This is a genomic window from Kutzneria sp. NPDC052558, assembly GCF_044547355.1.
GTDB lineage: Bacteria > Actinomycetota > Actinomycetes > Mycobacteriales > Pseudonocardiaceae > Kutzneria.
This window is the reverse complement of record NZ_JBIUAG010000007.1, coordinates 231,594-252,858: the sequence shown is the minus strand read 5'-3', so window position 1 is coordinate 252,858 and position 21,265 is coordinate 231,594. Positions and strand designations below refer to the sequence as shown.

20 protein-coding genes, 1 pseudogene and 1 riboswitch are annotated in these 21,265 nt (G+C 69.5%); of the genes and pseudogenes, 15 read left to right on the top strand and 6 right to left on the bottom strand.

The genetic code is table 11. The features are described 5' to 3' along the window. Positions 1-65: 65 nt before the first annotated feature. Together ACIG5F_RS15485 and ACIG5F_RS15480 are read right to left on the bottom strand one after the other, a co-directional pair. A complete protein-coding gene (locus tag ACIG5F_RS15485) occupies positions 66-233 on the bottom strand; it encodes a hypothetical protein (protein ID WP_396518345.1) in 168 nt (55 codons plus the stop codon). Positions 234-245: 12 nt separating this feature from the next. Then, entirely contained in the window at positions 246-848 is a 603-nt protein-coding gene (locus tag ACIG5F_RS15480; protein ID WP_396518344.1) for a TetR/AcrR family transcriptional regulator, read from the bottom strand. Between the two features lie 91 nt (positions 849-939). Here ACIG5F_RS15480 and ACIG5F_RS15475 point away from each other — a divergent pair, with 91 nt between their 5' ends. The 11 genes from ACIG5F_RS15475 (at position 940) to ACIG5F_RS15425 (ending at position 12,899) form a co-directional block, all read left to right on the top strand. After that, complete coding sequence (locus ACIG5F_RS15475) at positions 940-1,305, top strand: DsbA family protein (protein WP_396518343.1); 366 nt, start codon at positions 940-942, stop codon at positions 1,303-1,305. Positions 1,306-1,605: 300 nt separating this feature from the next. Next, complete coding sequence (locus ACIG5F_RS15470; protein ID WP_396518342.1) at positions 1,606-3,774, top strand: WD40 repeat domain-containing protein; 2,169 nt, start codon at positions 1,606-1,608, stop codon at positions 3,772-3,774. A 217-nt stretch (positions 3,775-3,991) separates the two neighbouring features. Continuing rightward, positions 3,992-4,375 (top strand): glycine cleavage system protein GcvH, encoded by a 384-nt coding sequence (gene gcvH, locus ACIG5F_RS15465; RefSeq protein WP_396518341.1) that lies wholly within the window; start codon positions 3,992-3,994, stop codon positions 4,373-4,375. 113 nt (positions 4,376-4,488) lie between these two features. After that, positions 4,489-4,953, top strand: coding sequence for a glycogen accumulation regulator GarA (gene garA, locus ACIG5F_RS15460; RefSeq protein WP_396518340.1), 465 nt, complete (start codon positions 4,489-4,491; stop codon positions 4,951-4,953). Further along, positions 4,950-5,657, top strand: coding sequence for a MerR family transcriptional regulator (locus ACIG5F_RS15455; RefSeq protein ID WP_396518339.1), 708 nt, complete (start codon positions 4,950-4,952; stop codon positions 5,655-5,657). The genes garA and ACIG5F_RS15455 overlap by 4 nt, the downstream gene beginning before the upstream one ends. Before the next feature lie 123 nt (positions 5,658-5,780). Further along, positions 5,781-6,254 carry a bifunctional nuclease family protein gene (locus ACIG5F_RS15450; RefSeq protein ID WP_396518338.1) on the top strand — a complete coding sequence of 158 codons (474 nt, stop codon included), beginning with the start codon at positions 5,781-5,783 and terminating at the stop codon, positions 6,252-6,254. 321 nt (positions 6,255-6,575) lie between these two features. Continuing rightward, a complete protein-coding gene (locus ACIG5F_RS15445) occupies positions 6,576-7,283 on the top strand; it encodes a peptidylprolyl isomerase (RefSeq protein WP_396518337.1) in 708 nt (235 codons plus the stop codon). A 247-nt stretch (positions 7,284-7,530) separates the two neighbouring features. Beyond that, positions 7,531-8,097: a MerR family transcriptional regulator gene (locus tag ACIG5F_RS15440; RefSeq protein WP_396518336.1), complete on the top strand. Its 567-nt coding sequence runs from the start codon at positions 7,531-7,533 to the stop codon at positions 8,095-8,097. A gap of 114 nt (positions 8,098-8,211) precedes the next feature. Beyond that, positions 8,212-8,312: riboswitch (glycine riboswitch) on the top strand. Positions 8,313-8,463: 151 nt separating this feature from the next. Continuing rightward, positions 8,464-11,355: an aminomethyl-transferring glycine dehydrogenase gene (gene gcvP, locus ACIG5F_RS15435; RefSeq protein WP_396518335.1), complete on the top strand. Its 2,892-nt coding sequence runs from the start codon at positions 8,464-8,466 to the stop codon at positions 11,353-11,355. A 686-nt stretch (positions 11,356-12,041) separates the two neighbouring features. Then, positions 12,042-12,275, top strand: a complete 234-nt coding sequence (locus ACIG5F_RS15430; protein ID WP_396518334.1) for a hypothetical protein — start codon at positions 12,042-12,044, stop codon at positions 12,273-12,275. 12 nt (positions 12,276-12,287) lie between these two features. Next, positions 12,288-12,899 (top strand): HD family hydrolase, encoded by a 612-nt coding sequence (locus tag ACIG5F_RS15425; protein ID WP_396518333.1) that lies wholly within the window; start codon positions 12,288-12,290, stop codon positions 12,897-12,899. Between the two features lie 255 nt (positions 12,900-13,154). Here ACIG5F_RS15425 and ACIG5F_RS15420 read toward each other — a convergent pair whose 3' ends face one another. The 3 genes from ACIG5F_RS15420 to ACIG5F_RS15410 are packed head-to-tail and all read right to left on the bottom strand — an operon-like array spanning position 13,155 to position 14,597. After that, a complete protein-coding gene (locus ACIG5F_RS15420; protein WP_396518332.1) occupies positions 13,155-13,565 on the bottom strand; it encodes a type II toxin-antitoxin system VapC family toxin in 411 nt (136 codons plus the stop codon). Then, the gene (locus ACIG5F_RS15415; RefSeq protein ID WP_396518331.1) at positions 13,562-13,840 is read right to left on the bottom strand and encodes a type II toxin-antitoxin system Phd/YefM family antitoxin; all 279 of its coding nucleotides are present in this window, start codon (positions 13,838-13,840) and stop codon (positions 13,562-13,564) included. Before ACIG5F_RS15415 ends, ACIG5F_RS15420 begins: the two co-directional genes overlap by 4 nt. A gap of 37 nt (positions 13,841-13,877) precedes the next feature. Continuing rightward, positions 13,878-14,597, bottom strand: a complete 720-nt coding sequence (locus tag ACIG5F_RS15410) for a 4'-phosphopantetheinyl transferase family protein (protein ID WP_396518330.1) — start codon at positions 14,595-14,597, stop codon at positions 13,878-13,880. Between the two features lie 167 nt (positions 14,598-14,764). Between ACIG5F_RS15410 and ACIG5F_RS15405 the strand changes: the two genes are divergently transcribed. The 3 genes and pseudogenes from ACIG5F_RS15405 to ACIG5F_RS15395 all read left to right on the top strand — a co-directional run. After that, the gene (locus ACIG5F_RS15405) at positions 14,765-16,714 is read left to right on the top strand and encodes an ABC transporter ATP-binding protein (RefSeq protein WP_396518329.1); all 1,950 of its coding nucleotides are present in this window, start codon (positions 14,765-14,767) and stop codon (positions 16,712-16,714) included. Continuing rightward, positions 16,714-17,388, top strand: a complete 675-nt coding sequence (locus tag ACIG5F_RS15400; RefSeq protein WP_396518328.1) for a PadR family transcriptional regulator — start codon at positions 16,714-16,716, stop codon at positions 17,386-17,388. Before ACIG5F_RS15405 ends, ACIG5F_RS15400 begins: the two co-directional genes overlap by 1 nt. 136 nt (positions 17,389-17,524) lie before the next feature. Further along, positions 17,525-18,487 (top strand): annotated as a pseudogene (locus ACIG5F_RS15395) (acyltransferase); the annotation flags it as partial. 44 nt (positions 18,488-18,531) lie between these two features. Here the strand turns inward: ACIG5F_RS15395 and ACIG5F_RS15390 are convergent. Further along, positions 18,532-19,812: a glycosyltransferase 87 family protein gene (locus ACIG5F_RS15390; protein WP_396518327.1), complete on the bottom strand. Its 1,281-nt coding sequence runs from the start codon at positions 19,810-19,812 to the stop codon at positions 18,532-18,534. 295 nt (positions 19,813-20,107) lie between these two features. Here ACIG5F_RS15390 and ACIG5F_RS15385 point away from each other — a divergent pair, with 295 nt between their 5' ends. Beyond that, on the top strand, positions 20,108-21,214 hold the full coding sequence (locus tag ACIG5F_RS15385; protein ID WP_396518326.1) for an acyltransferase family protein: 1,107 nt from the start codon (positions 20,108-20,110) through the stop codon (positions 21,212-21,214). Positions 21,215-21,265: the final 51 nt, after the last annotated feature.

Genomic DNA, 21,265 nt, shown 5'->3' with positions numbered 1-21,265 from the left:
TCAGGTTGGCTCGTTTCCCGGGCGCCTGTCGCTCGCCGGCCCAGTGCCCGAGTGCTCGCTCTCGCCTATCGGCCTGTTGCCTCGGGCCCGGTCCACAGTGGCCCCGGGAGTTCCGGCGTGAAGGGACGATCCCAGCGGTTGCGGCCGCTGACCTCGTGCACCGGCCGGCGGTCGGCGGCGACGGCCCAGCGGCCGAGCATGGCGGTCAGTTGCCAGCCCTCGTCAGTGGGCACGCACGTCCATGATCACTCCCGGCCGACGGCCGGCCACAGCACGGCGACGACCCGCTCGGCCAGGTCCTTGGTGGGCTCGCCGCGGTAGAAGGCGGCGAAGTAGCTGCCGAAGCACATGATCGCGATGGTGTGCGGGTCGATGCCGTCACGCACCTCGCCCCGGTTCTGCAGCTGGGTGAGGACGTCCTCGACCAGCGACACGCGGGGCTCGACGGCGTGCGTGCGCAGGATGTCCAGCAGTTCCGGGGTGCGGATGGCCTCGCCGGCGAAGTTGCCCATCAGCACCATGGCGTCGGGGTTGAAGTAGGCCGGATCGAGCCGCCGCACGGCCTCGGTCAGCGCTTCCCGGGGCGACAGGTCGGACAGGTCGATCGTGTACATGTCGCGCTGGCGGCGGAAACCGTAGTCGAGCGCGTCGACGACGAGGTCGAACTTGGTGCCCCAGCGGCGGTACAGCGTGGGACGGGTGACGCCGGCGTCGGCGGCGATGTCGCCGATGGTCATGCGCGAGTAGCCGTCCCGCACCAGCCGGTCCCGGGTGGCCAGGATGATCGCCTCGTCGATGGCCGCGTCGCGGGGACGCCCGCCGAGGTTGCGCTCGCTGTCGTGGGGCATGGGCTCACCGTACCGGATAAGTTACAGCAGTTGTTTGTAACCCTGATCTGGCCGAGTTACAGTCAGCACTTGTAACGAAACCAGAAGGAGGGTGGCCGTGGTCCGGCACTGGTTCGACTTCATGTGCCCCTTCTGTTACGTGGCCAAGCGTCGCAACGCCATCCTTGAGCGGCACGGGATCGAGGTCGTGCACCTGCCGTACCGGATCCATCCGGAGATCCCCGTCGGCGGCGTCGAGGCGGGGCGCGGGTCGGGACGATGTACGACAACCTCGATCGGGAGGCGCGCGCCGCCGGGCTACCGCTGCACTGGCCCGCGCGGCTGCCAACACTCGGAGAGCGCTCTCCGTGGCCGAATGGATCCGCCACGCCACACCCCGCGCCATTCCCGCCTCCTCGATGTCGTTTCGGTGACGCCCGCCCAGCCTCTCCCGGCGCCTCGCCACAATCGCCGGTGAGTTGATGACGGGGATGTGCAGCCGCCTATCGCATCGGAGGCAGAGGGTGAGCGAGGGGCGCGGGAGGTTGGCGTGGGCGATGGGAGGCGCGTGGGTACCGATTCGGGGGATGGCGGGGATGGGGAGTGGTCTCGTGGAGAAGACGAGGGCGAGAGGGGGTGCGAGGGTTCGGGGCTGAGCAAGGTGCTGGGGGATGACTGGCTCGGGGAGGGAGAAGCGGAGGACGGGCGGCCCGAGAGGCGGCCGACGAACTGGGAGAGCGCTCTCCGAGGGTCACGTGGGCTGGGGCGGTTGGCAGCGGTGTTGGTGGTGCTGGTGGGACTGGCGGCGGTGGGGGTGGGGGCGCAGCGAGGGGTGGATGGGGAGCGGGACCAGGCGGTGATCGGGAAGGTCCTCAGCCAGGTGAAGGATTTGAGGGCGAACGATTCGGCGCTGGCGGCGCAGCTGGCGGTGGCGGCGTATCGGCTGGAGCCAGGGGAGGAGAGCAGGAGGGCGGTGCTGGGGATGCTCGCCACGCCGTACGGGACGAGGGTGGCGGGGGCGGGTGCGGAGGCCTTCAGGCTGGCGGTGAGCCCGAACGGGCGGCTGCTGGGGGTGGCCGAGGGAAACGAAGTGCGGCTGTGGGACATCGGCGACACGGTTCGGCCACAGGCAAGGGAGAGCGTCAGCACGAAGTTTCCCGTGTATGCGCTGGCGTTCAGCGCGGACGGGCGGACGTTGGCGACGGCCGGGCCGGACAGGGCGGTGTTGGTGTGGGACGTCAGCGGGGCGAAACCGTTGCTCAGGGCGGATCTTCCGGGATTCGGCACGGTGGAGTCACTGGCGTTCAGCCACGACGGCCGGCTGCTCGCGGCGGGGACGGAGCAGGGATCGGTGCAGGTGTGGAACGTGGAGGGCACTGGAGAACCGCGTCGCGGGACATCGGCCACTGTGGACGGTGAGGTGCGGTATGTGGCGTTCAACGGCGTCGATCACGTGCTGGCCGTGGGCAGGGTGAATGCGGCTGGGGCGGTCGCCGAGCTCAGGGATGCCGATGATCCGGGGCGGTTGTTGGGGTCGCTGCCGGTCACCTCGTCCGAAGGGTGGGTCATGGCCTTCTCGACGGACGGGAGGGCGATGGCGGAGGGGAATGTCGACAGCGGGGTCAGGTTGTGGGACGTGGGCGACCGGAGTGCGCCGAAAAACGTTGCGACGCTGACGGGTCCGGTCGGTGGTGTCCGGTCGCTGGTGTTCAGTCCGGACCGTGGCACGCTGGCGGCCAGTGGCGCCGACGGCAACGTTCTACTATGGACGATCACGGATCCGGCGCGGCCGACAGTGCAGCCGCCTCTCAGTGGAATGGGCGCCAACGTCTCAGGACTGGCGTACCTGCCGGATGGCCGCACCATGGCTGTGGCGGGCGATGACGGCTCCGTGAGACTGGAGCGGTTGGCGGACTACACGTTCTCGGCGCGCACGGGTGGCATCGTCACGTCGCTGTCGTTCAGTCCGGACAGCAAAACCCTTGTCGCTGCGGAAGATTACCGGCGCGGGGTCGAGTTGCGTGATGTCGCGGATCCGTGGCACGTGTGGAGTGCGCCGGCCGATGTGGGCCCGGACGCCCGGGTGTTGCTGGCGCCTCGGGGCAACCTCATGGTCATCAGCGATGCGGGTGGCTCGACAACCCTGTGGGACACAACGGATATCCGCCGGCCGGCCAGCCCGGCGCCGCTCGTGCCGTATCTGTCCACGGCAAACGGTCCGCTCGCGGTCAGCGGCGACGGCCGCATCCTTGCCGACGTGGGCTTCGGCAACGTCGGCCTGTGGGATATCGGCAATCAGCAAGCGCCGCAGATGCTGGGCGGACTGCCGCCCGATTCGGAACCGACGACGGCGGTGGCGCTGAGCCCGACGGGCCGCCTCCTCGTGCGGGCCGGGGCCGGCCGGATCACCGCCCTTTGGGACCTGGCCAAGCCGTCCTCGCCCCGCCTGATCACCCTGCTGCCCGGCCTCGCGCCCGGCCCGGTGCGCGCCGTGGCCTTCAGTCCGGACGGCCGGCTGCTGGCCGTGTCGAGCGATGACAACACAGTGCACCTGTGGGACGTCAACGACCTCGCCCGGCCGAGGCCGGTGGGCGTCCTGGCCGGGCATGCCGGCCCGATCAACGCGCTGGCCTTCAGCCCGGATGGCCGGACGCTGGCCACCGGCAGCGGCGACGACACGGCGCGGCTGTGGGACGTGCACGATCCCCACCATTTCGACCTGATCGCAACCCTGGAGGGCCACACCGGCTCCGTCACCGCGGTGGCGTTCAGCCCCGACGGCCGGATGCTCGCCACCGGCAGCAGCGATCGGAGTATCGGGCTGTGGGACACGGACGCCGAGCACGCGGTCGAACGCCTGTGCGCGCTGGCGTGGCCGCGGATCAGTCAAGGGGACTGGGAACGCTATCTCCCGGGCTTCGACTACCGGCCACCCTGCCCGGAATGACCGCCTTGTCGGGATCGGTTGCGGAGAGCGCTCTCCCGGGAGTGGTCACTGCTCCGTACGGGCGATCACGCCACCACGCTGAGTGTCTTTCCTTCGCCTCCGTTTGATCACGATCCAGGTACGGTGGGCACTCCCGGCGGCGGTTCGGCGGCGGCGGGTGACATCCTCGTCGGTGCGGCCGACGCGGCGATGACCAGGAAGAAGGAAGGCTCGTTAGGTGGTTCCACAGGACCTCAGGTACACCCGTGAGCACGAGTGGGTGCAGGTGACGGCGCCGGGCACGGTGCGCATCGGCATCACCGGCTACGCCCAGCAGCAGCTCGGCGACGTGGTGTTCGTCCAACTGCCCGATCTCGGCGCGCGGGTCGCCGCCGGTCAGACGCTGGGCGAGGTGGAGTCCACCAAGAGCGTGTCCGACATCTACGCGCCGCTCGACGGCGAGGTCAAGGCACGCAACGACGAGCTGGACGGGACCCCGGAGCTGATCAACTCCGATCCGTACGGCAAGGGCTGGCTGGTCGAGCTGGGGTCGGTCGACGAGGCCGCCGTCGCGACGCTGCTCACGCCGGCCGACTACACGGAACTCACGGAGCAGGGCTGATGTCGATCTTCCAGAAGCTCTTCGGCTGGTTGGGGAGCCGCCAGGGGCGCGATCAGTCCAGCACGGTAGGTTTGAGCGGTCCCGAAGGATCCACCAGCAGGAGGCGAGCTCAGGTGAGCACGAACGACGGGCCCGGTGTTCCGCCGGAGCAGTCCCCGGAGCGGACCACTGTCTTCCGGGCCGACTTCCTCACCGACGCCGAGGGCGTCGGGGCCCCTGTCCAGGAGCCGGCGGTCGCCGGCGTCGACGCGCTGCCGGCCGGGTCCGCCCTGCTGGTGGTCAAGCGCGGCCCCAACGCCGGTTCGCGCTTCCTGCTCGACCAGGACACCACCAGCGCCGGTCGGCACCCCGACAGCGACATCTTCCTCGACGACGTCACCGTCTCCCGTCGGCACGCCGAGTTCCGGCGTGAGGGCGGCGAGTTCGTGGTGATCGACGTGGGCAGCCTCAACGGCACCTACGTCAATCGCGAGCCGGTCGACCAGGCCGTGCTGGCCAACGGCGACGAGGTGCAGATCGGCAAGTTCCGCCTGGTGTTCCTCACCGGCCCGGGAGCCGGGGGTCAGGGGGGCCAGTGACGGCGGCCGGGCGGCCACAGCGCGACGGACTGAGCATCGGGGCGGTGCTGGCGCAGCTGCGCCCCGAGTTCCCGGACGTGACCATCTCCAAGATCCGGTTCCTCGAGTCGGAGGGGCTGCTGCGCCCGGCGCGTTCACCGTCGGGCTACCGGCAGTTCACGGACGCGGACGTGGACCGGCTCCGTTACGTGCTGGCCGCCCAGCGTGATCACTACCTGCCGCTCAAGGTGATAAAGCAGCAGCTCGACGCGGCATCCGACCCCGACCAGCCGGCTCGCGGCCTGGTCGGGGTCGATCGCTTACCCACGCCTGAGGACTTCGCCGCCGGCCATGAGGTGCGGATGACCCGTGAGGAACTCTTCGCCGAGACCGGCATCGATCAGCGGCTGCTGACCGAGTTGGAGAACTACGGCCTGGTCCGGTCCGGCGCGGCCGGCTTCTACGACCAGGACGCCATGCTGGTCGCGCGCATCGTCGTGGCCATGGGCGAGTTCGGCATCGAGCCCCGCCACCTGCGCACTTTCAAGGTGTCGGCCGACCGCGAGGTGGGGCTGCTGCACCAGATCGTCGGCCCGATGTACCGGCACCGCGATCCGGACGCGCGGGAGCGCGCCGACGAGATCGTTCGGGAACTGGCGTCGCTCTCGGTTGCGCTCCATACACTTCTGGTCAAGACCGGCCTGCGCGGCGTGGCCGGCGGGTGATCTTGGCTACGGTCCGCCCGCAAGCGTCGTGCCCGCATGGCGGGTAGCGTTGAGACAGTCCGTGGGGGATCCTCGTAGGTGCGGGGACGCCGAGGTTCAGCCCGCTGAGGGAGGCGATACCCGATGAGCGAGATGCGCGTCGTCGGAGTTCGGGTCGAGCTGCCCGCGAACAGCCCGATTCTGTTGCTGCGCGAGACCGAGGGGGACCGCTACCTGCCGATCTGGATCGGGAACGCGGAAGCCACCGCCATCGCCATCGAGCAGCAGGGCGTGCGGCCCGCTCGGCCGCTGACCCATGACCTGCTCAAAGAGGTGATCGCCGCGCTGGGCCGGGAGCTCACCCAGGTGCGTATCACCGACCTCCAGGAAGGCACCTACTTCGCCGAGCTGGTGTTCGACGGCGGAATCAAGGTGTCGGCCCGCCCGAGCGACTCGGTCGCGCTCGCGCTGCGCGCGGGTGTGCCCATCCACGCCGAGGAATCCGTGCTGGCCGAGGCCGGCCTCGTCATCCCGGACGAGCAGGAGGACGAGGTCGAGAAGTTCCGCGAGTTCCTGGACTCGGTCTCGCCCGAGGACTTCAGGGGCGCGGAACAGTAGGGCGCTGTCGCGGAGCGGAATAAAAGGCGCTGTCGCGGAGCCGAACGGCAGGCGCTGTCGCGGGAGCCGGAGAGCAGCGAACCTTCACGCCAGGAAGGCCCGATACTGGCGCGGGGCGCAGTGAAAGGGCCTCTCCTGGCGTTTTTTGTGTCATGAAGGGCCCCATACTGACGTTGAACGTGAGGAAGGGCCCCTTCATGACACCAGACGTCATGAAGGGGCCCTTCCTGGCGTTGGGCGAGAGGATCGGTCCCTTGATCATGGGGAAGGACCGACTTTCGGAGGGCGGCGGGGTCACGGCGTAGGCTCTAGGGTGTCCCGATGATCTCCAGTCGGGTTCTCGCGATCGCCGCCGCTGCCGCCGTGCTGTGCCTGTCCGGGGTCGTCTCGGCCAGCGCCGCGCCCACCGTGAACACGCTTGACGTGCCCGTGAAGCCCAAGGCCGTGCCGGCGGCGCCGGCCGACAACCCGGCCTGCGTCTACACCAAGGCGGTGCCGGCCGACAGATTCAAGGGCCTGCCCAGCTTCGACCCGGTGAAGGCGGCCAAGCCGTACACCGCGCGGCTGGTCACCGACCAGGGCCTGATCACCTTCCAGGCGCTGACCGACAAGGCGCCGTGCACCACGAACTCGTTCCGCTTCCTGGCCGAGCACAACTACTACGATCTCACGCACTGTCACCGACTGGTGACCCAGCGGATCTTCGTGCTCCAGTGCGGCGACCCGACCGGCACCGGCAGCGGCGGCCCCGGCTACTCGTTCCCGGACGAGAACCTGACCGGCGCGACGTACCCGGCGGGCACGGTCGCCATGGCCAACGCGGGGCCGAGCACGAACGGCTCCCAGTTCTTCTTCTGCACCGAGGACACCAAGCTGTCCCCGAACTACACCCCGTTCGGACGAGTGACCGGCGGCCAGGACGTGCTGCGCAAGATCGCGGCCGGCGGCGAGGACGACCAGAACAGCACCGGCGACGGCTTCCCCACCCTGCCGGTCGACATCCTGCACGTGCAGATCTCGCCCCGGTAGACACTTACTGTCAACGCTGTCATCGGTTCAGTGACACGCAGTCGTCACCGTGACGACCGCCTCCACATGACGCTTTCGCCGCTCCGCGCGTCGCGTTGACCCGTCCGATGGCCGGACTTACCGTCAGAGGGGAGTCGGCCGTGACGGTGTGAACCCCCATCGTTGCGGCCTTGTGACCGACGGTTCCCCGGAAGGAGGACCGTTGGTTCCGGTCGCCGGTCGTCAGACCGGTCGAGGGGAGGCTGTCGTGGTGGAGGGTGCGCCCGCGCACGCCGGCGCCGGTGAACAGGGAGCCCTGTTCCCGGACGCGTCGGCGCCCGACGAGCTCGTCGGCTATCGGGGGCCCGCCGCGTGCCAGATCGCCGGGATCACGTACCGGCAGCTGGACTACTGGGCGCGCACCGAGCTGGTCGCGCCGACGATCCGCAGCGCGCACGGCTCGGGCAGCCAGCGGCTGTACTCGTTCAAGGACCTGCTGGTGCTCAAGGTGGTCAAACGGCTGCTGGACACCGGCGTCTCGCTCCAGAACATCCGGGTCGCGGTGGAGCACCTGCGCCGCCGCGGCGTGGCCGACCTGGCCCGGATCACGCTGTTCAGCGACGGCACGACGGTGTACGAGTGCACCTCGCCGGAGGAGGTCGTCGACCTGCTCCAGGGCGGCCAGGGCGTGTTCGGCATCGCGGTCAGCGGGGCGATGCGGGAGATCAGCGGCACCATCCACGAGTTCCAGGCCGAGCGGGCCGACGGCGTCGAGCTGGAGCCGCAGGCCGAGGACGAGCTGACCCACCGCCGCCGGACCCGCCGGACCGGCTGAGGGGCCCTACCCCGGGCAGCCGAACGCCGCGGCCGTCGAACGTGATCGAGATGACACGCGGCGACCGAGGCTGGGTCTGGTAACCCGCCCGGGGTAAACTCGGCGGGTAGTCGCACACCCCGTGCGGGAGAGTCCGAGTCGGTGACCAGCCGGTTCGGCGCCGAAGGAGCAAATCCTCCCCGGAACCTCTCAGGCCCCAGGACCGCACGGGACAGACGCCTCTGGAAAGAGGGCGTGGGGTGACACCCGCGTCCCGCCGACGGTGCAAGCCCACCTGCGTGGGTGAAGCTCTCAGGTGCCCGTCACGGGCGGGGACAGAGGGGGAGGGCCAACGGCCCGCGCCCGCTTGCCCCGGAGGCTCAACGCATGACGACTGACCGCATTCCCCTGGCCGCGCTCGAGCACGGCACGCCCTTCGCGGACCGCCACGTCGGTCCCCGTGCCGCGGAGCTCGGCAAGATCCTGGACGTGATCGGCGTCGGCTCCCTGGAGGAGCTGGCCCAGCGGGCAGTGCCGTCGGCCATCCGCAGCGATGCCCTGGCGCTGAGCCTGCCCGACCCGGCCACCGAGACCGAGACGCTGGCCGAGCTGCGGGCGCTGGCCGCCCAGAACCGGCCGATGACCCAGATGATCGGCCTCGGCTACCACGGCACGATCACGCCCGGCGTCATCCTGCGCAACGTGCTGGAGAGCCCGGCCTGGTACACCGCCTACACGCCGTACCAGCCGGAGATCTCCCAGGGCCGCCTGGAGGCGCTGCTCAACTTCCAGACCATGGTCGGCGACCTGACCGGGCTGGACGTGGCCAACGCCTCCATGCTGGACGAGGCGACCGCCGCCGCCGAGGCGATGACCCTGGTCCGCCGGGCCGGCAAGTCGAAGTCGAACAAGTTCGTGGTCGACGCGGACACGCTGCCGCAGTCCATCGCCGTGATCGAGACCCGGGCCGAGCCGCTGGGCATCGAGGTCGTGGTGGCCGACCTGTCGCAGGGCATCGAGGGCCTCGGCCTGGGCGGCGACTTCTTCGGCGCGCTGCTGTCCTACCCGGGCGCCTCCGGCGTCATCCGCGACCACGAGTCGGTGATCGCCGAGATCCACGCCGCCGGCGCCGCCGCGGTCGTCGCGGCCGACCTGCTGGCCCTGACCCTGCTGCGGGCCCCCGGCGAGATCGGCGCGGACGTCGTGGTCGGCACCACGCAGCGGTTCGGCGTGCCGATGGGCTTCGGCGGCCCGCACGCCGGCTACATGGCCGTGCGCAAGGGTTTCGAGCGGCAGCTGCCGGGCCGGCTGGTCGGCGTGAGCGAGGACGCCGACGGCAACCGCGCCTACCGGCTGGCGTTGCAGACCCGTGAGCAGCACATCCGCCGTGAGAAGGCGACCAGCAACATCTGCACCGCGCAGGTGCTGCTGGCCGTGATCGCCTCGATGTACGCCGTCTACCACGGCCCCGACGGCCTGCGGGCGATCGCCACCCGCGCCCACCGGATGGCCACCGTGCTGGCCGCCGGCCTGTGCGAGGGCGGCGTGACCGTCGTGCACGGCGAGCTGTTCGACACCGTGCTGGCCGAGGTCGAGGGCCGGGCCGCCGAGGTCGTGGCCAAGGCCCGCGAGCTGGGCGTGAACCTGCGCCTGGTCGACGCCGACCACGTCGGCATCGCCTGCGACGAGACCACCACCCGTCAGCACCTTTCCCTGGTGTGGCAGGCGTTCGGCGTCACCGTGTCCGATGTGGACGGTCTGGACGCGGACACCGCCGACGGTATCCCGCCCGCCCTGCGCCGCACCTCCGAGTACCTGACCCACCCGGTGTTCCACCAGCACCGCTCCGAGACCGCGCTGCTGCGCTACCTGCGGGCCCTGTCCGACAAGGACGTCGCGCTGGACCGGAGCATGATCCCGCTGGGCTCGTGCACCATGAAGCTCAACGCCACCACCGAGATGGAGGCCGTGACCTGGCCCGAGTTCTCGGGGCTGCACCCGTTCGCGCCGGCCGAGGACGCGGCCGGGCTGCTGACCGTGGTCAAGGACCTGGAGCAGTGGCTGGCCGAGATCACCGGCTACGACGCGGTGTCGTTGCAGCCCAACGCCGGCAGCCAGGGCGAGTTCGCCGGTCTGCTGGCCATCCGGGCCTACCACCGGTCCCATGGCCACGGCGAGCGTGACGTCTGCCTGATCCCGGCCAGCGCGCACGGCACCAACGCCGCCAGCGCGGTGATGGCCGGCATGCGCGTTGTCGTCGTCAAGTGCGACGAGCAGGGCAACATCGACATGGACCACCTGCGGTCCACCGTCGCCGAGCACAGCGCCGACCTGGCCGCGATCATGATCACCTACCCGTCCACGCACGGCGTGTACGAGGACACCGTGCGCGAGGTCTGCGGCCTGGTGCACGACGCCGGCGGCCAGGTGTACGTGGACGGGGCCAACCTGAACGCGCTGATCGGCCTGGCCCAGTACGGAAAGTTCGGCTCCGACGTCTCGCACCTGAACCTGCACAAGACGTTCTGCATCCCGCACGGCGGCGGCGGCCCCGGCGTCGGCCCGATCGGCGTGCGGTCGCACCTCGCGCCGTTCCTGCCCAACCACCCGCTCCAGCCGGCCGCCGGCCCGGAGACCGGCGTCGGCCCGATCAGCGCCGCCCCGTGGGGCAGCGCCTCGATCCTGCCGATCTCGTGGGCGTACGTGCGGATGATGGGGGCCGACGGCCTGCGCCGGGCCACCCTGACCGCCGTGGCCGCGGCCAACTACGTGGCCCGACGGCTCGACGAGTACTTCCCGGTGCTGTACGTCGGCGAGGGCGGTTTTGTCGCCCACGAGTGCATTCTCGACCTGCGCGGCATCAGCAAGGCGACCGGCGTGACCGTGGACGACGTGGCCAAGCGGCTGGCCGACTACGGCCTGCACGCGCCGACGATGTCGTTCCCGGTGGCCGGCACGCTGATGGTGGAACCGACCGAGAGCGAGGACCTGGCCGAGCTGGATCGCTTCTGCGAAGCCATGATCGCGATTCGGCGGGAGATCGACCGGGTCGGCTCGGGCGAGTGGCCGGTGGACGACAACCCGCTGCGCAACGCCCCGCACACCGCGGCCTGCCTGACCGAGCAGGAGTGGAAGCACCCCTACACCCGGCACGAGGCCGTGTTCCCGGCCGGCGTGAACGCGCCGAAGATCTGGCCGCCGGTGCGGCGCATCGACGGCGCCAAGGGCGACCGCAACCTGGTCTGCTCCTGCCCGCCCATGGAGGCCTACCAGAACTGACCCGCCGGTCACGCCACCCGCGAGTCGCGCTCACAGACGTACGACCGGCCACGTACTCGGCGGGTCGCTGCTCGGCGTCTTCTGCTTCGCGCTGCTCACTCTTGGCTGATACCTGTCGACCGCGCGTTCGGTCTGCCGTGTGTTCGACTCACGGCAGACCGAACCGCCAGGTCCGTTATCGCCTAGCTGATCGGGTGTGCCCACTTGCTGTGTCTCTTGGGACGTAGGCGTCCCCAGCGTCAACTAGTGGAGCGTGACAGTCTGACGTCCTTCACGGATCGTCCACGTCCACGCCTCAATCGGCGGCTGGCCATGTCCCTTCCACCAATTGACTGCCCTCTCTGCCTCATCCCACAGGCGTCGTGGACCAAACTGGCGCACGACCGACTTTCCGTCGGAAAGCGGTTCGACGCGTGCCCATGACTCCGAAATCGGATCCATGAGCCAAGTCACTTCGTGATTGCGATGCTGCGTCGCGTCTTCGATTTCGTATCGACATGACGGGAGTGTGATCGCCAGCGCCCAGCGACACCGTTCGTTCGAGAGCTCCTCGGACGGGTCGACCTGGCTGTGTGAAACATACCCGACATTCGCATGGCGAAGATCAGCCAAGGGAGATTTTCGAAACACAGGCAGACGACGGGTTTATGGTGAACACAAACCCCAATCGATGGTCGGGTACACGGATGGTCGAGCATCTTCTTGGCCGCCTGCGTCCCGGCTCCGACCACGCTGACCTCAACATCCACACGCTGTGGTCGCTGATCTTGGCACGTCCCACGGTGCTTGATCATCGCCCCGAGCTGCGACGTCTGGCGCTCGGCAAGATCGACGAGCTCGAAAGTGACCCCGACCTGGCCTCCCGTGCCCGCCAGGAGTTGACTAGCGTGGCCTACGCGATCCGTCTCAGAGACCAATAAGGAAGGCTTCACATGACTTCTGACGCCAGCAGCGGTTCGACACCCGAGGTCGACGACGGCGCGATCGGCATCGCCACCTACATGTTCGAACAGGGTGTGCTCAAGCGGATGCGTCGCGCAGGCTGGTGGCATGTTGGAGTGCGTGACCCCGAGTCAGTGGCCGAGCACAGCTTTCGCGTTGCCCAGTTGGCGAGCCTGATCGCCGCCGAGGAAGGGGCGGACCCCGCACGAGCGGCACTGATGGCCATTTTCCACGACTCGCAAGAAACGCGAACCGGGGACATCCCCCACACGGCCAAGCCCTACATTCCGAGTAGCGGCGACAACGAATCCATCACGCGCGACCAGGTTTCAAGAATGCCCGAAGCCGCTGCGAAGACGGTCCAGGAAGCGGTCAGCGAGTACGAGTCGCAGTCAAGCCTGGAAGCTCGATGTGCAAAGGACGCCGACAAGCTGGAGTGCCTGATTCAGGCTGTCGAGTACGCCAAGGCCGGCTATCAGGGGGTTGAGGGGTGGATCACCTCCTCGCGGGATGCGCTGCGGACCGACACAGCGAAGCGCATCGCGGACGCTGCGCTGACCACGTCGCACACATGGCCTGGCGCGACCGAAAGTGACCACTGAGACATAGCTCCTCGGCCCCCGTCAGACGACGGGGGCCGAGTTGCGCTCGCGGTTGCAGTTCACAGCTGATCGGGGCCGTTCAGGTACGTCTGCCGTGTCCGTGACCTGCACAGACAGACGTCAGCGAACCACCACGTGCCAGCTTCCAGATACATACCGAATGCAGGTTTCCGGCAGCAACGGGACCAGACGTCTCGAATCTGCTTGATACCTGCATGCGGTCTGGCGCTGGGCGCGACTCGCGGGGGTTTGGCGTCAGGGCTGGCCGGGGGAGGCGATGGGGAGGCCGGCCGCCTTCACGGCCTCGAGCAGTCGCTTGTCGTAGGTGACGAAGGCCTCGAACCTGGTGCCCGGCTGGCCGGCGACGAACTGCGCGGTGGCGAGGTGGATGGCGTCCAGCGACCGGAGGTTCGGGTCGGTGTAGGTCGCGGCGGTCGCCCGGATGACCGAGTCGATCGCCAGCCGGTAGAGGCGTCCCAGCACGGTCGGCACCGCGGGCAGCGACCCGGGGGCGTTGCGGCGCAGCGCGCGGGGCACCTCCACCTCGGCCAGGCTCGACGTGACCAGGGGCAGGTTCCGGCGGTCGTTGAGCCAGTCGACGAGCTGCTCGCTGCCCGGTTCGACGTGCGCCAGCTTCACGATCGCGGCCGAGTCGAGATAGATCACCAGCGCTCCTCGTCGCGGGCGGCGGCCAGCTCGGCGGCCACGTCGACCGTCGGGTCGCCGACCGGCACGGGGAGCGGGATCGGTCCGGTGACCGTCGGGGAGGCCGCGCGTCCCTCGCTCACCAGGACGTCGAGAAACAGCGTGACCGGCTCCACCGGGACGAGCTGGGCCACCACGCGGCCGTTCGACGTGATCGCCAGGGTCTCGCCCCGTTGGGCCCTGGCCACGATCGCGCTGGTCTGCTGGTTGAGGTCTCTGATCGGGATACGCTCCACAGCGCGAGTGTAGAACAATTTCTTCTACGGTGCTGGGTCAGAGCAGCAGGGCGGCGTCCAGTTCACGCACGGTCATCGTGGCCCCCGTGAGCACGGCGACAGCGGCGTGGTGGCGGGGTCCAGGGTCCAGGGTGGCCAGCCGGACCTGGTCCACGGGGATGTCCAGCGGCCAGGCGACCAGCGCCGGCGGGTCGGCCGCTGGGGAGACCTCGATACGGCTCATGGGCATGCGCAGACCGTGGCCGGTGGCCTTGAGCAGCGCCTCCTTGCGCACCCACAGCCGGCGGAAGTCCGCGCCGGGATCGCCCGATCTCTCCACTATGGACAGTTCGCGCGGGCTGAGGATGTTCTCGGCCAGCTCGTGGTCGAAATGCCCGGGCAACGGCGCGAACTCCACGTCCACGCCGACCTCGCCGAGACGGGTCAGCGCCACGGCGACGCGGTCGCCGGCATGGGAGACGGAGACCTCGACGCCGACGGAGGCGGGCAGGCGGGGGCGGCCGTGCTGCTGGCCGCAGTCGGCGCAGGTCCGGTCGAGCAGCACCTCGGACGGGCGGTCGCCGGTGATCGCGGCGACGGCGGTGCGCAGCAGCCAGGCGCCGGTGAGTGAGCGCTGCCGGTCCAGCCGCTGCCGGTAGCGGCCGGCCCGGCGCTGCTCGGCCTCGGGCACGGCGGCCAGCAGCAGGTCGTCGGACACTTGGTCGGGCCGGGCCCACCAGACCTGGCACTCGCCGTCGAGCAACTGATCAGCAGCCACGTCAGCCACGGTAAGGCCGGGGCAACGGGCTATTCCGGTGACTTCGGCGTCCGATCCGGTGTACCGTACTCACCTATCGAGTTGGACATGTCGAGTTTGACCCGTTGGGGGGAATTGTGAGGCCTGGTGGCGGTCGACCCGGTGGCGGGCGGCGCAAGGCGACCACGGTGCCGGACAGCGGACTCACCGGGTCGGTGGACATCCCGGATCCCGAGCCGCCGGACGAGCCCAAGGACCTGAAGTCCCGGCTGGCCCGGCTGCGCCGCTCGGTCGGCGGCCTGCTCAGGGGCCTGCCCCGGGTGCTCAAGCTGGCCTGGGACGCCGGCCGCTGGCCGACGCTGTGGCTGGTGTTCGCCACCCTGGTCGGCGGCCTCACGCCGACCGCGACGGCCTACATCTCCAAGCTGCTGATCGACTCGGTGACCGGGGCGATCCGGGTGCACAGCGAGCACCTGCCGGACGCGGTCCGGCTGGGCCCGGTCACGCTGACCACGGTGCAGGCGATCATCGCGGTGGCCGGCCTGCAACTGCTGGTGTACGTGCTCAACGCGCTGATGACAGCGGCCTCCACGATCAGCCAGCAGGTGCTGACCGACCGGGTGTCGCAGACCATCCGGCTGCGGGTGATGGCCCACGCCAGCCGCCTGGACCTGGCCTTCTTCGAGGGCTCGGCCTCCTACGACCTGATCCGCCAGGCCCAGGACGAGGCCCCGTCCCGGCCGGTGGCCATGCTGACCTCGGTGTTCGGCCTGATCCGCACCGGCATCACCTTCGCCAGCATGATCGCGCTGCTGCTGTCGATCAGCCCGCTGCTGGCGCTGGTCGCGGTGCTCTCGCCGATCCCGGCCTTCATCGCCGATTCCCGTTACGGGGCACGCAGTTACGTCTTCGCGGTGTGGACCTCGCCGATCCGCCGGCGGATGGACTACCTGTCCTCTCTGGTCACCACCGACACCTACGCCAAGGAGGTCAAGCTCTTCGGCCTCGGCGACTACCTGGTCGACCGGTTCCGCCGGATCAGCGCCATCTACTTCGCCCGCAACCGAAAGCTGGTCACCGAGCGGAACCTGCGCGGCACCGGCTGGGGCCTGATCACCACGATCACCGGCTCGCTGACCTACCTCTACATCGCGCTGGAGGCGGTCAACGGCCGGCTCACCGTCGGCGACCTGCTGCTGTTCACCCAGGCCTCGAACTCGGTGCAGCAGTCGGTGTCCCAGCTGTTCAGCGGTTTCACCGGCATGTACGAGAACAACCTCTACCTGGACAACCTGTACAAGCTGCTGGCCACCGAGCCGGCGGTGGTGGCGCCGAAGCGCCCGCGGCAACTGCCCGAGCGGGTGCGCGGGCACGTGGAGTTCCAGGACGTGACCTTCAGCTATCCGGGCACGGATTCGGTGGCGCTCAACGGGGTCAGCTTCGAGATCCGGCCCGGCCAGACCACCGCGGTGGTGGGCCGCAACGGGGCCGGCAAGTCGACGCTGTTCAAGCTGCTGTGCCGGCTGTACGACCCGACCAGCGGCCGAATCCTGTTGGACGGCGTGGACATCCGCGAGTACGACCCGGACGCGCTGCGCCGCCAGATCAGCGCCATGTTCCAGGACTACGTGACCTACCAGGCCAGCGCCTCGGAGAACATCGGCGTCGGCGACATCGAGCACGTCACCGATCGGCCGCTGATCGAGAAGTCGGCGGTGGCCGGCGGCGCGGACGAGTTGATCGCCGGCATGCCGATGGGCCTGGACACGCCGCTGGGCCGCTGGTTCAACGAGGGCGCCAACCTGTCCGGCGGCGAATGGCAGAAGATCGCGCTGAGCCGGGCGTTCATGCGGGACACACCGCTGCTGATCCTGGACGAGCCGACCTCGGCCCTGGACGCGCAGGCCGAGTACGACCTGTTCGCCCGGCTGCGCACGCTGTCCGAGGGCCGGACCACGCTCTACATCTCGCACCGGTTCTCCACCGTGCGCCAGGCCGACCGGATCCTGTTGCTGGAGCACGGAAGTCTCGCCGAGTACGGCACGCACGCCGAGCTGATGGCCGCCGGCAAGGAGTACGCGCACCTGTTCACGTTGCAGGCGGCGGCGTATCTCGACGCCCCCGAGCGGAGCTCCTGATGTCGTTGCGGCACGCGCTGTTGGGGCTGCTCGAGTTCGGCCCCAACAGCGGCTACGGCCTGGCCAAGCTGTTCGAGAACCCGTTGCGGCAGATCTGGAACGCCCGCAACCACCAGCTCTACCCGGAGCTGGCCCGGTTGTCGGCCGACGGGCACGTGGAGATCGTCGAGGAGGGCACGCGCGGCAAGCGGATCTACGCCATCACCGACGCGGGCCGCGAGGAGTTGCGGCACTGGCTGGTCGAGGTGGAGCCGGACCGCACCATGCGCAGCGAGGTGTACCTGCGGGCGTGGCTGCTGTCGACGGTGCTGGCCCGGGCCGACGCCCTCGACGTGCTGGCCCGTGACATCGAGGCGTGGCAGGAACGACGCGAGGGCCTGCTGGTGATGATGGAGCGCAGCGCCGCGATCTCCCCGCCGCATGGCTCCCACAACCTGTCCATGGACCTGTCGCTGCGGCTCACCGACGCGATGCTGGGCTGGTCGGAGGAAGCGGCCCCGGGGGGCCCCCCCCCCCGGGGGGGGGGGGGGGGGGGGGGGGCGGCGCCCCCCGCCCCCCCCGGGGGGGGGGCCCGGGGGGGGGGGGGGGCGGGGGGGGCCCGACGGCTGATCGGAGGAAACCACCCGCAGCATAGGCATGTGGCCGTAACATCCTTCGGCTCACGCCGAAAGTAGGGGCATGAGCCGGTTCATCGACATCTTCTCCCGACCGATCGACCGGACCGAGCCGCCGTTGCCCGAGCCGGAGCCCGTGGTGGCGGGGCCTGTGGGTTCTTAATCGCCGCTCAGGTCGGCAGGGCAAGCTGATCACGTGGCAGGCAGCAGGGGTCATCTCAGGCAGGTGGATCTGGTCCGGGTGGTGACGTTCGCGGCGGTGATCGCGGTGCACACCATCAGCCAGACCAGCGATCCCGGCAACGTCGCCGCCAACGCGCTGCTCACGCCGCTGCACTTCACCCGGTCGATGTTCTTCTTCCTCACCGGGTTCGTGCTGGTCTACACCTACCGCGGCCGGCCGCTGGACCCGGCGAAGTTCCTGCGCCGCCGGCTGACCCTGGTCGGCGTGCCGTATCTGGTGTGGACGGTGCTGTACTTCGGCTTGCAGCAGGTGGACGCGCCGCCGCTGGCGCTGCCGGACGCGGTCAAGACGCTGTGGGACGACATCTACCGCGGCATCGGCTGGTACCAGCTGTACTTCCTGTTGGTGTCGATGCAGTTCTACGTGCTGTTCCCGGTGGTGATGCGGCTGTTGCACCTGGCCCGCCGGCATCACGCGGCGGTGCTGGGCGTGAGCCTGGCCGTGCAGTTGCTGGTGACGGCGACGCTGACTTACGCGCCCGCGCCGTCGGCCGACTCGTGGCTGGGCGACCTGTGGGCCAACCAGGGCACGCTGGTGGTGAGCTACCAGTTCTATCTGGTGGCCGGATGCCTTGCGGCGTACCACTTCGAGGCGTTCCAGGCCTGGATCGACGAGCACCGCGGCCTGGTCGTCACCACAGTTCTCGCCACACTGGCGTTCTCCGAGGCCTGGTACTTCACGGAGTTCGAGCGCGGCGTGCCGCCATGGCAGGCGACCAGCGTGCTCGGCCCGGAGATGGTGCCGTGGTTCGCCGCGGTGGTGCTGGGCCTGTACCTGCTGGGCTCGTGGTGGTCGAGGCGGACGCCGGCCGGGCCGGCGGGCGACCGCCTGGTGGCGGCCGCCTCGACCCGGTCGTTCGGGGTCTTCCTGGTGCACCCCGCGTTCATCTGGTTCTTCTCCTGGGTCGACCACGGCTGGCTGCCGGCCCACCTGTGGCCGTTCGCCGCGACCCTGGCCACCTACGCCTTCGCGGTCGGCGGCTCGCTGGTGTTCGTGGAGGCGGTGATCCGCAGCCCGCTGTCGAAGGTGCTGATCGGCCGCGAGCGGCTCACGCCGAAGGCCAGCACCATGAGCATCCCGATGCCCAGCCAGACGTAGGCGTCGCCGGGGATGTGCTGCCACACCGTCCAGGTCATCTCCCGGTCGGCACTGGACGGCATCCACTTGAACGGCGCGATGCAGAACACCGCCAGCGCCCCGAGCAGCGCCGGCGTCCACCGCCAGGCCCGGTTCCGCCACACCAGCCAGCCCAGCGCCACGAACGCCGGCGCGGCCCAGACCCAGTGGTGCGACCAGGAAACCGGGGAGGCCAGCAGGCCGGCGACGGCGATGGCGATCAGCGCGATCACGTCGTTGGCGGCGCGGCGGGCGGCCCGCCAGGCCAGGGCCAGCACCATGATCGTCAGCACCGCCCACAGCAGCGTCTCGATCACCGGCAGCGGGTGCACGCGATGCAGGAAACCGCGCAGCGACTGGTTGTTCATGTAGGCCAGCCCGCCGATGCGGCTGGGGTCGAACACCGTGCTGAACCAGTACTCACGGGAATCGGTGGGGTCGAAGAGAAAACCGACCAGCCCGAAGCCGACGAACGAGGCGATCGAGGTCGCCGCGGCCTTCCAGTCCCGCTTGACCAGGAAGTACAGCACGAACACGGCCGGCGTGAGCTTGATCGCCGCCGCCAGCCCGACCAGCACGCCCCGAAACCGCTTGACGGCCAGGCAATCCAGCGCGACCAGGCCCATCAGCGCCAGGTTGACCTGGCCGAAGTCGAACGTCGAGTGCACCGGCTCCAGCCCGATCGCCACCACCGCGGCCACCGGCCCGAGTGTCCACTTGAGACGATGGTCGAGCCGGCCGGCCAGCACCACCGACGCCGCCGACAGGGCCAGGAAGCTCACCGTCGTGAGGATCGCCCGCGCCAGCCAGAACGGCATCGACGCGAACAGGCTGAACAGCACCGCCGACAGCGGGGGATAGGTGAACGGCAGCCGCGGCCCGGGCAGCACGCCCGGGAAGCCGTCGTACAGCGAGATCCCGTTCAGCCAGGCCAGGCCGCCGGTGCGGTACACCTGGAGATCCAGCATGCCGCTGTCCTGCACCCCGACCACCCACAGCGGCAGCACCACGACCGTGACCGCCCACACGGCGACGGACAGGCGGCGGGCGATCCGCAGTCCCCGCTCGGAGGTGACCGAGGCCAGGAGCCGTTTCGGCGCCAGCACGTCCTCGTTGGCTCGCATTTCGCTCCCGATTCCAAGAGGGCACGGCGCACCGGTCCCCAAATATGAACCCCTTAATGGTGTGGAAGGTGGGCGCGCGGCGGCCACCGTCACATGACTCAATGTCTGGTCGGGCGACGACCGGGCATATTTCGCCACATCAGTCATTCGACTGCGCGCACCGGTGTTGACCAGGTGTTTCGCGTCCACGAAGACCTATTGACCGTAGCTGCGTGAAGCGTTTTCAAAATCTCGATCAGGTAACGATGGTTGGTGTGTTGGGAACGCGAAACGGAGTGGCGGTGAATATGGGTTCGTGCGAACGCCTTTCGAACATGGGGAATTCCTTGGCCTGAAGCGCTTCCCGGCGCTGGACGGGTTGCGCGCGGTCGCCGCGCTGATGGTGGTGCTGTTCCACAGTCAGGGGCCGGACTGGCTGCAGGGCTGGCTGGGCGTGCAGGTCTTCTTCGTGCTGTCCGGTTTCCTCATCACCACGCTGCTGCTGCGCGAGGAGAGCCGCAAGGGCCGGATCAACCTGCGCGAGTTCTACCGGCGGCGGGCGTTCCGCATCCTGCCGGTGTACTTCCTGGTGCTGGTGCTGACCGCGGCCGGCCTGCTGGTCGCCGGCGAGTTCCTCCGCGACCCGCTCGGCCACGACTTCCCGCTGTACCTGGTGTTCTTCAACGAGTTCGGGCACGGCGGCCCGTACGGCCAGTCGTGGTCGCTCGGCATCGAGCAGAAGTTCTACCTGCTGTGGCCACTGCTGGCGTTCGTGCTGTGCTCTCCTTCGCTGGGGCGTAGCCGCCGGCTCGGCGTCACGCTTGTGCTGATGGCCGTCGCGCTCGCGGCCGCCCCGTTCACGGTGTCGGCCGACCCGCGCGGCTGGCCGGTGCACTACTTCTCCGTGCTGGTCGGGTGTCTGCTGGCGATCACCATGCACAGCCCGCGCGGCTACCGGCTGATCCGCCCGCTGACCCGGCCCTGGGTGACCGTGGTGGCGGCCGTGCTGTTCGTCGGCGCGCACCTGTCGGTCACGGCCGTGTCGAACGCGCTGGACAAGAGTTGGCTGCTGCCCACGATTCCCGGCTTCGTGTCGGTGGTGCCGCTCTACGCCGTCGCCGTCGCGCTGATGCTGCCGGCGCTGCTGGCGCCCGGGCCGCCGCAGTGGCTGTTGTCCCGGCGTCCCATGGTGTTCCTGGGCGAACGGTCGTACTCGATCTACCTGTGGCAGTCCATCGCCCAGGGCGTGGTGATCGCGATCCTGCCGGCCTCGGCCGGCGTCGGCCGGTGGCTGCCGACCGCGATCGTCGCCGTCGTCCTGGCCGATCTGTGCTACCGCTGGCTGGAGCGGCCGATGATCCGGCTCGGGCGGACGATCGGTCAACGGCGGCAGATGGCCCTTGACGCGGCGGGTGGCCACTGATTGTCTCCAACCCGTCACTGAGCGGTTCTCGGTGACAACGTTGTCACCGAG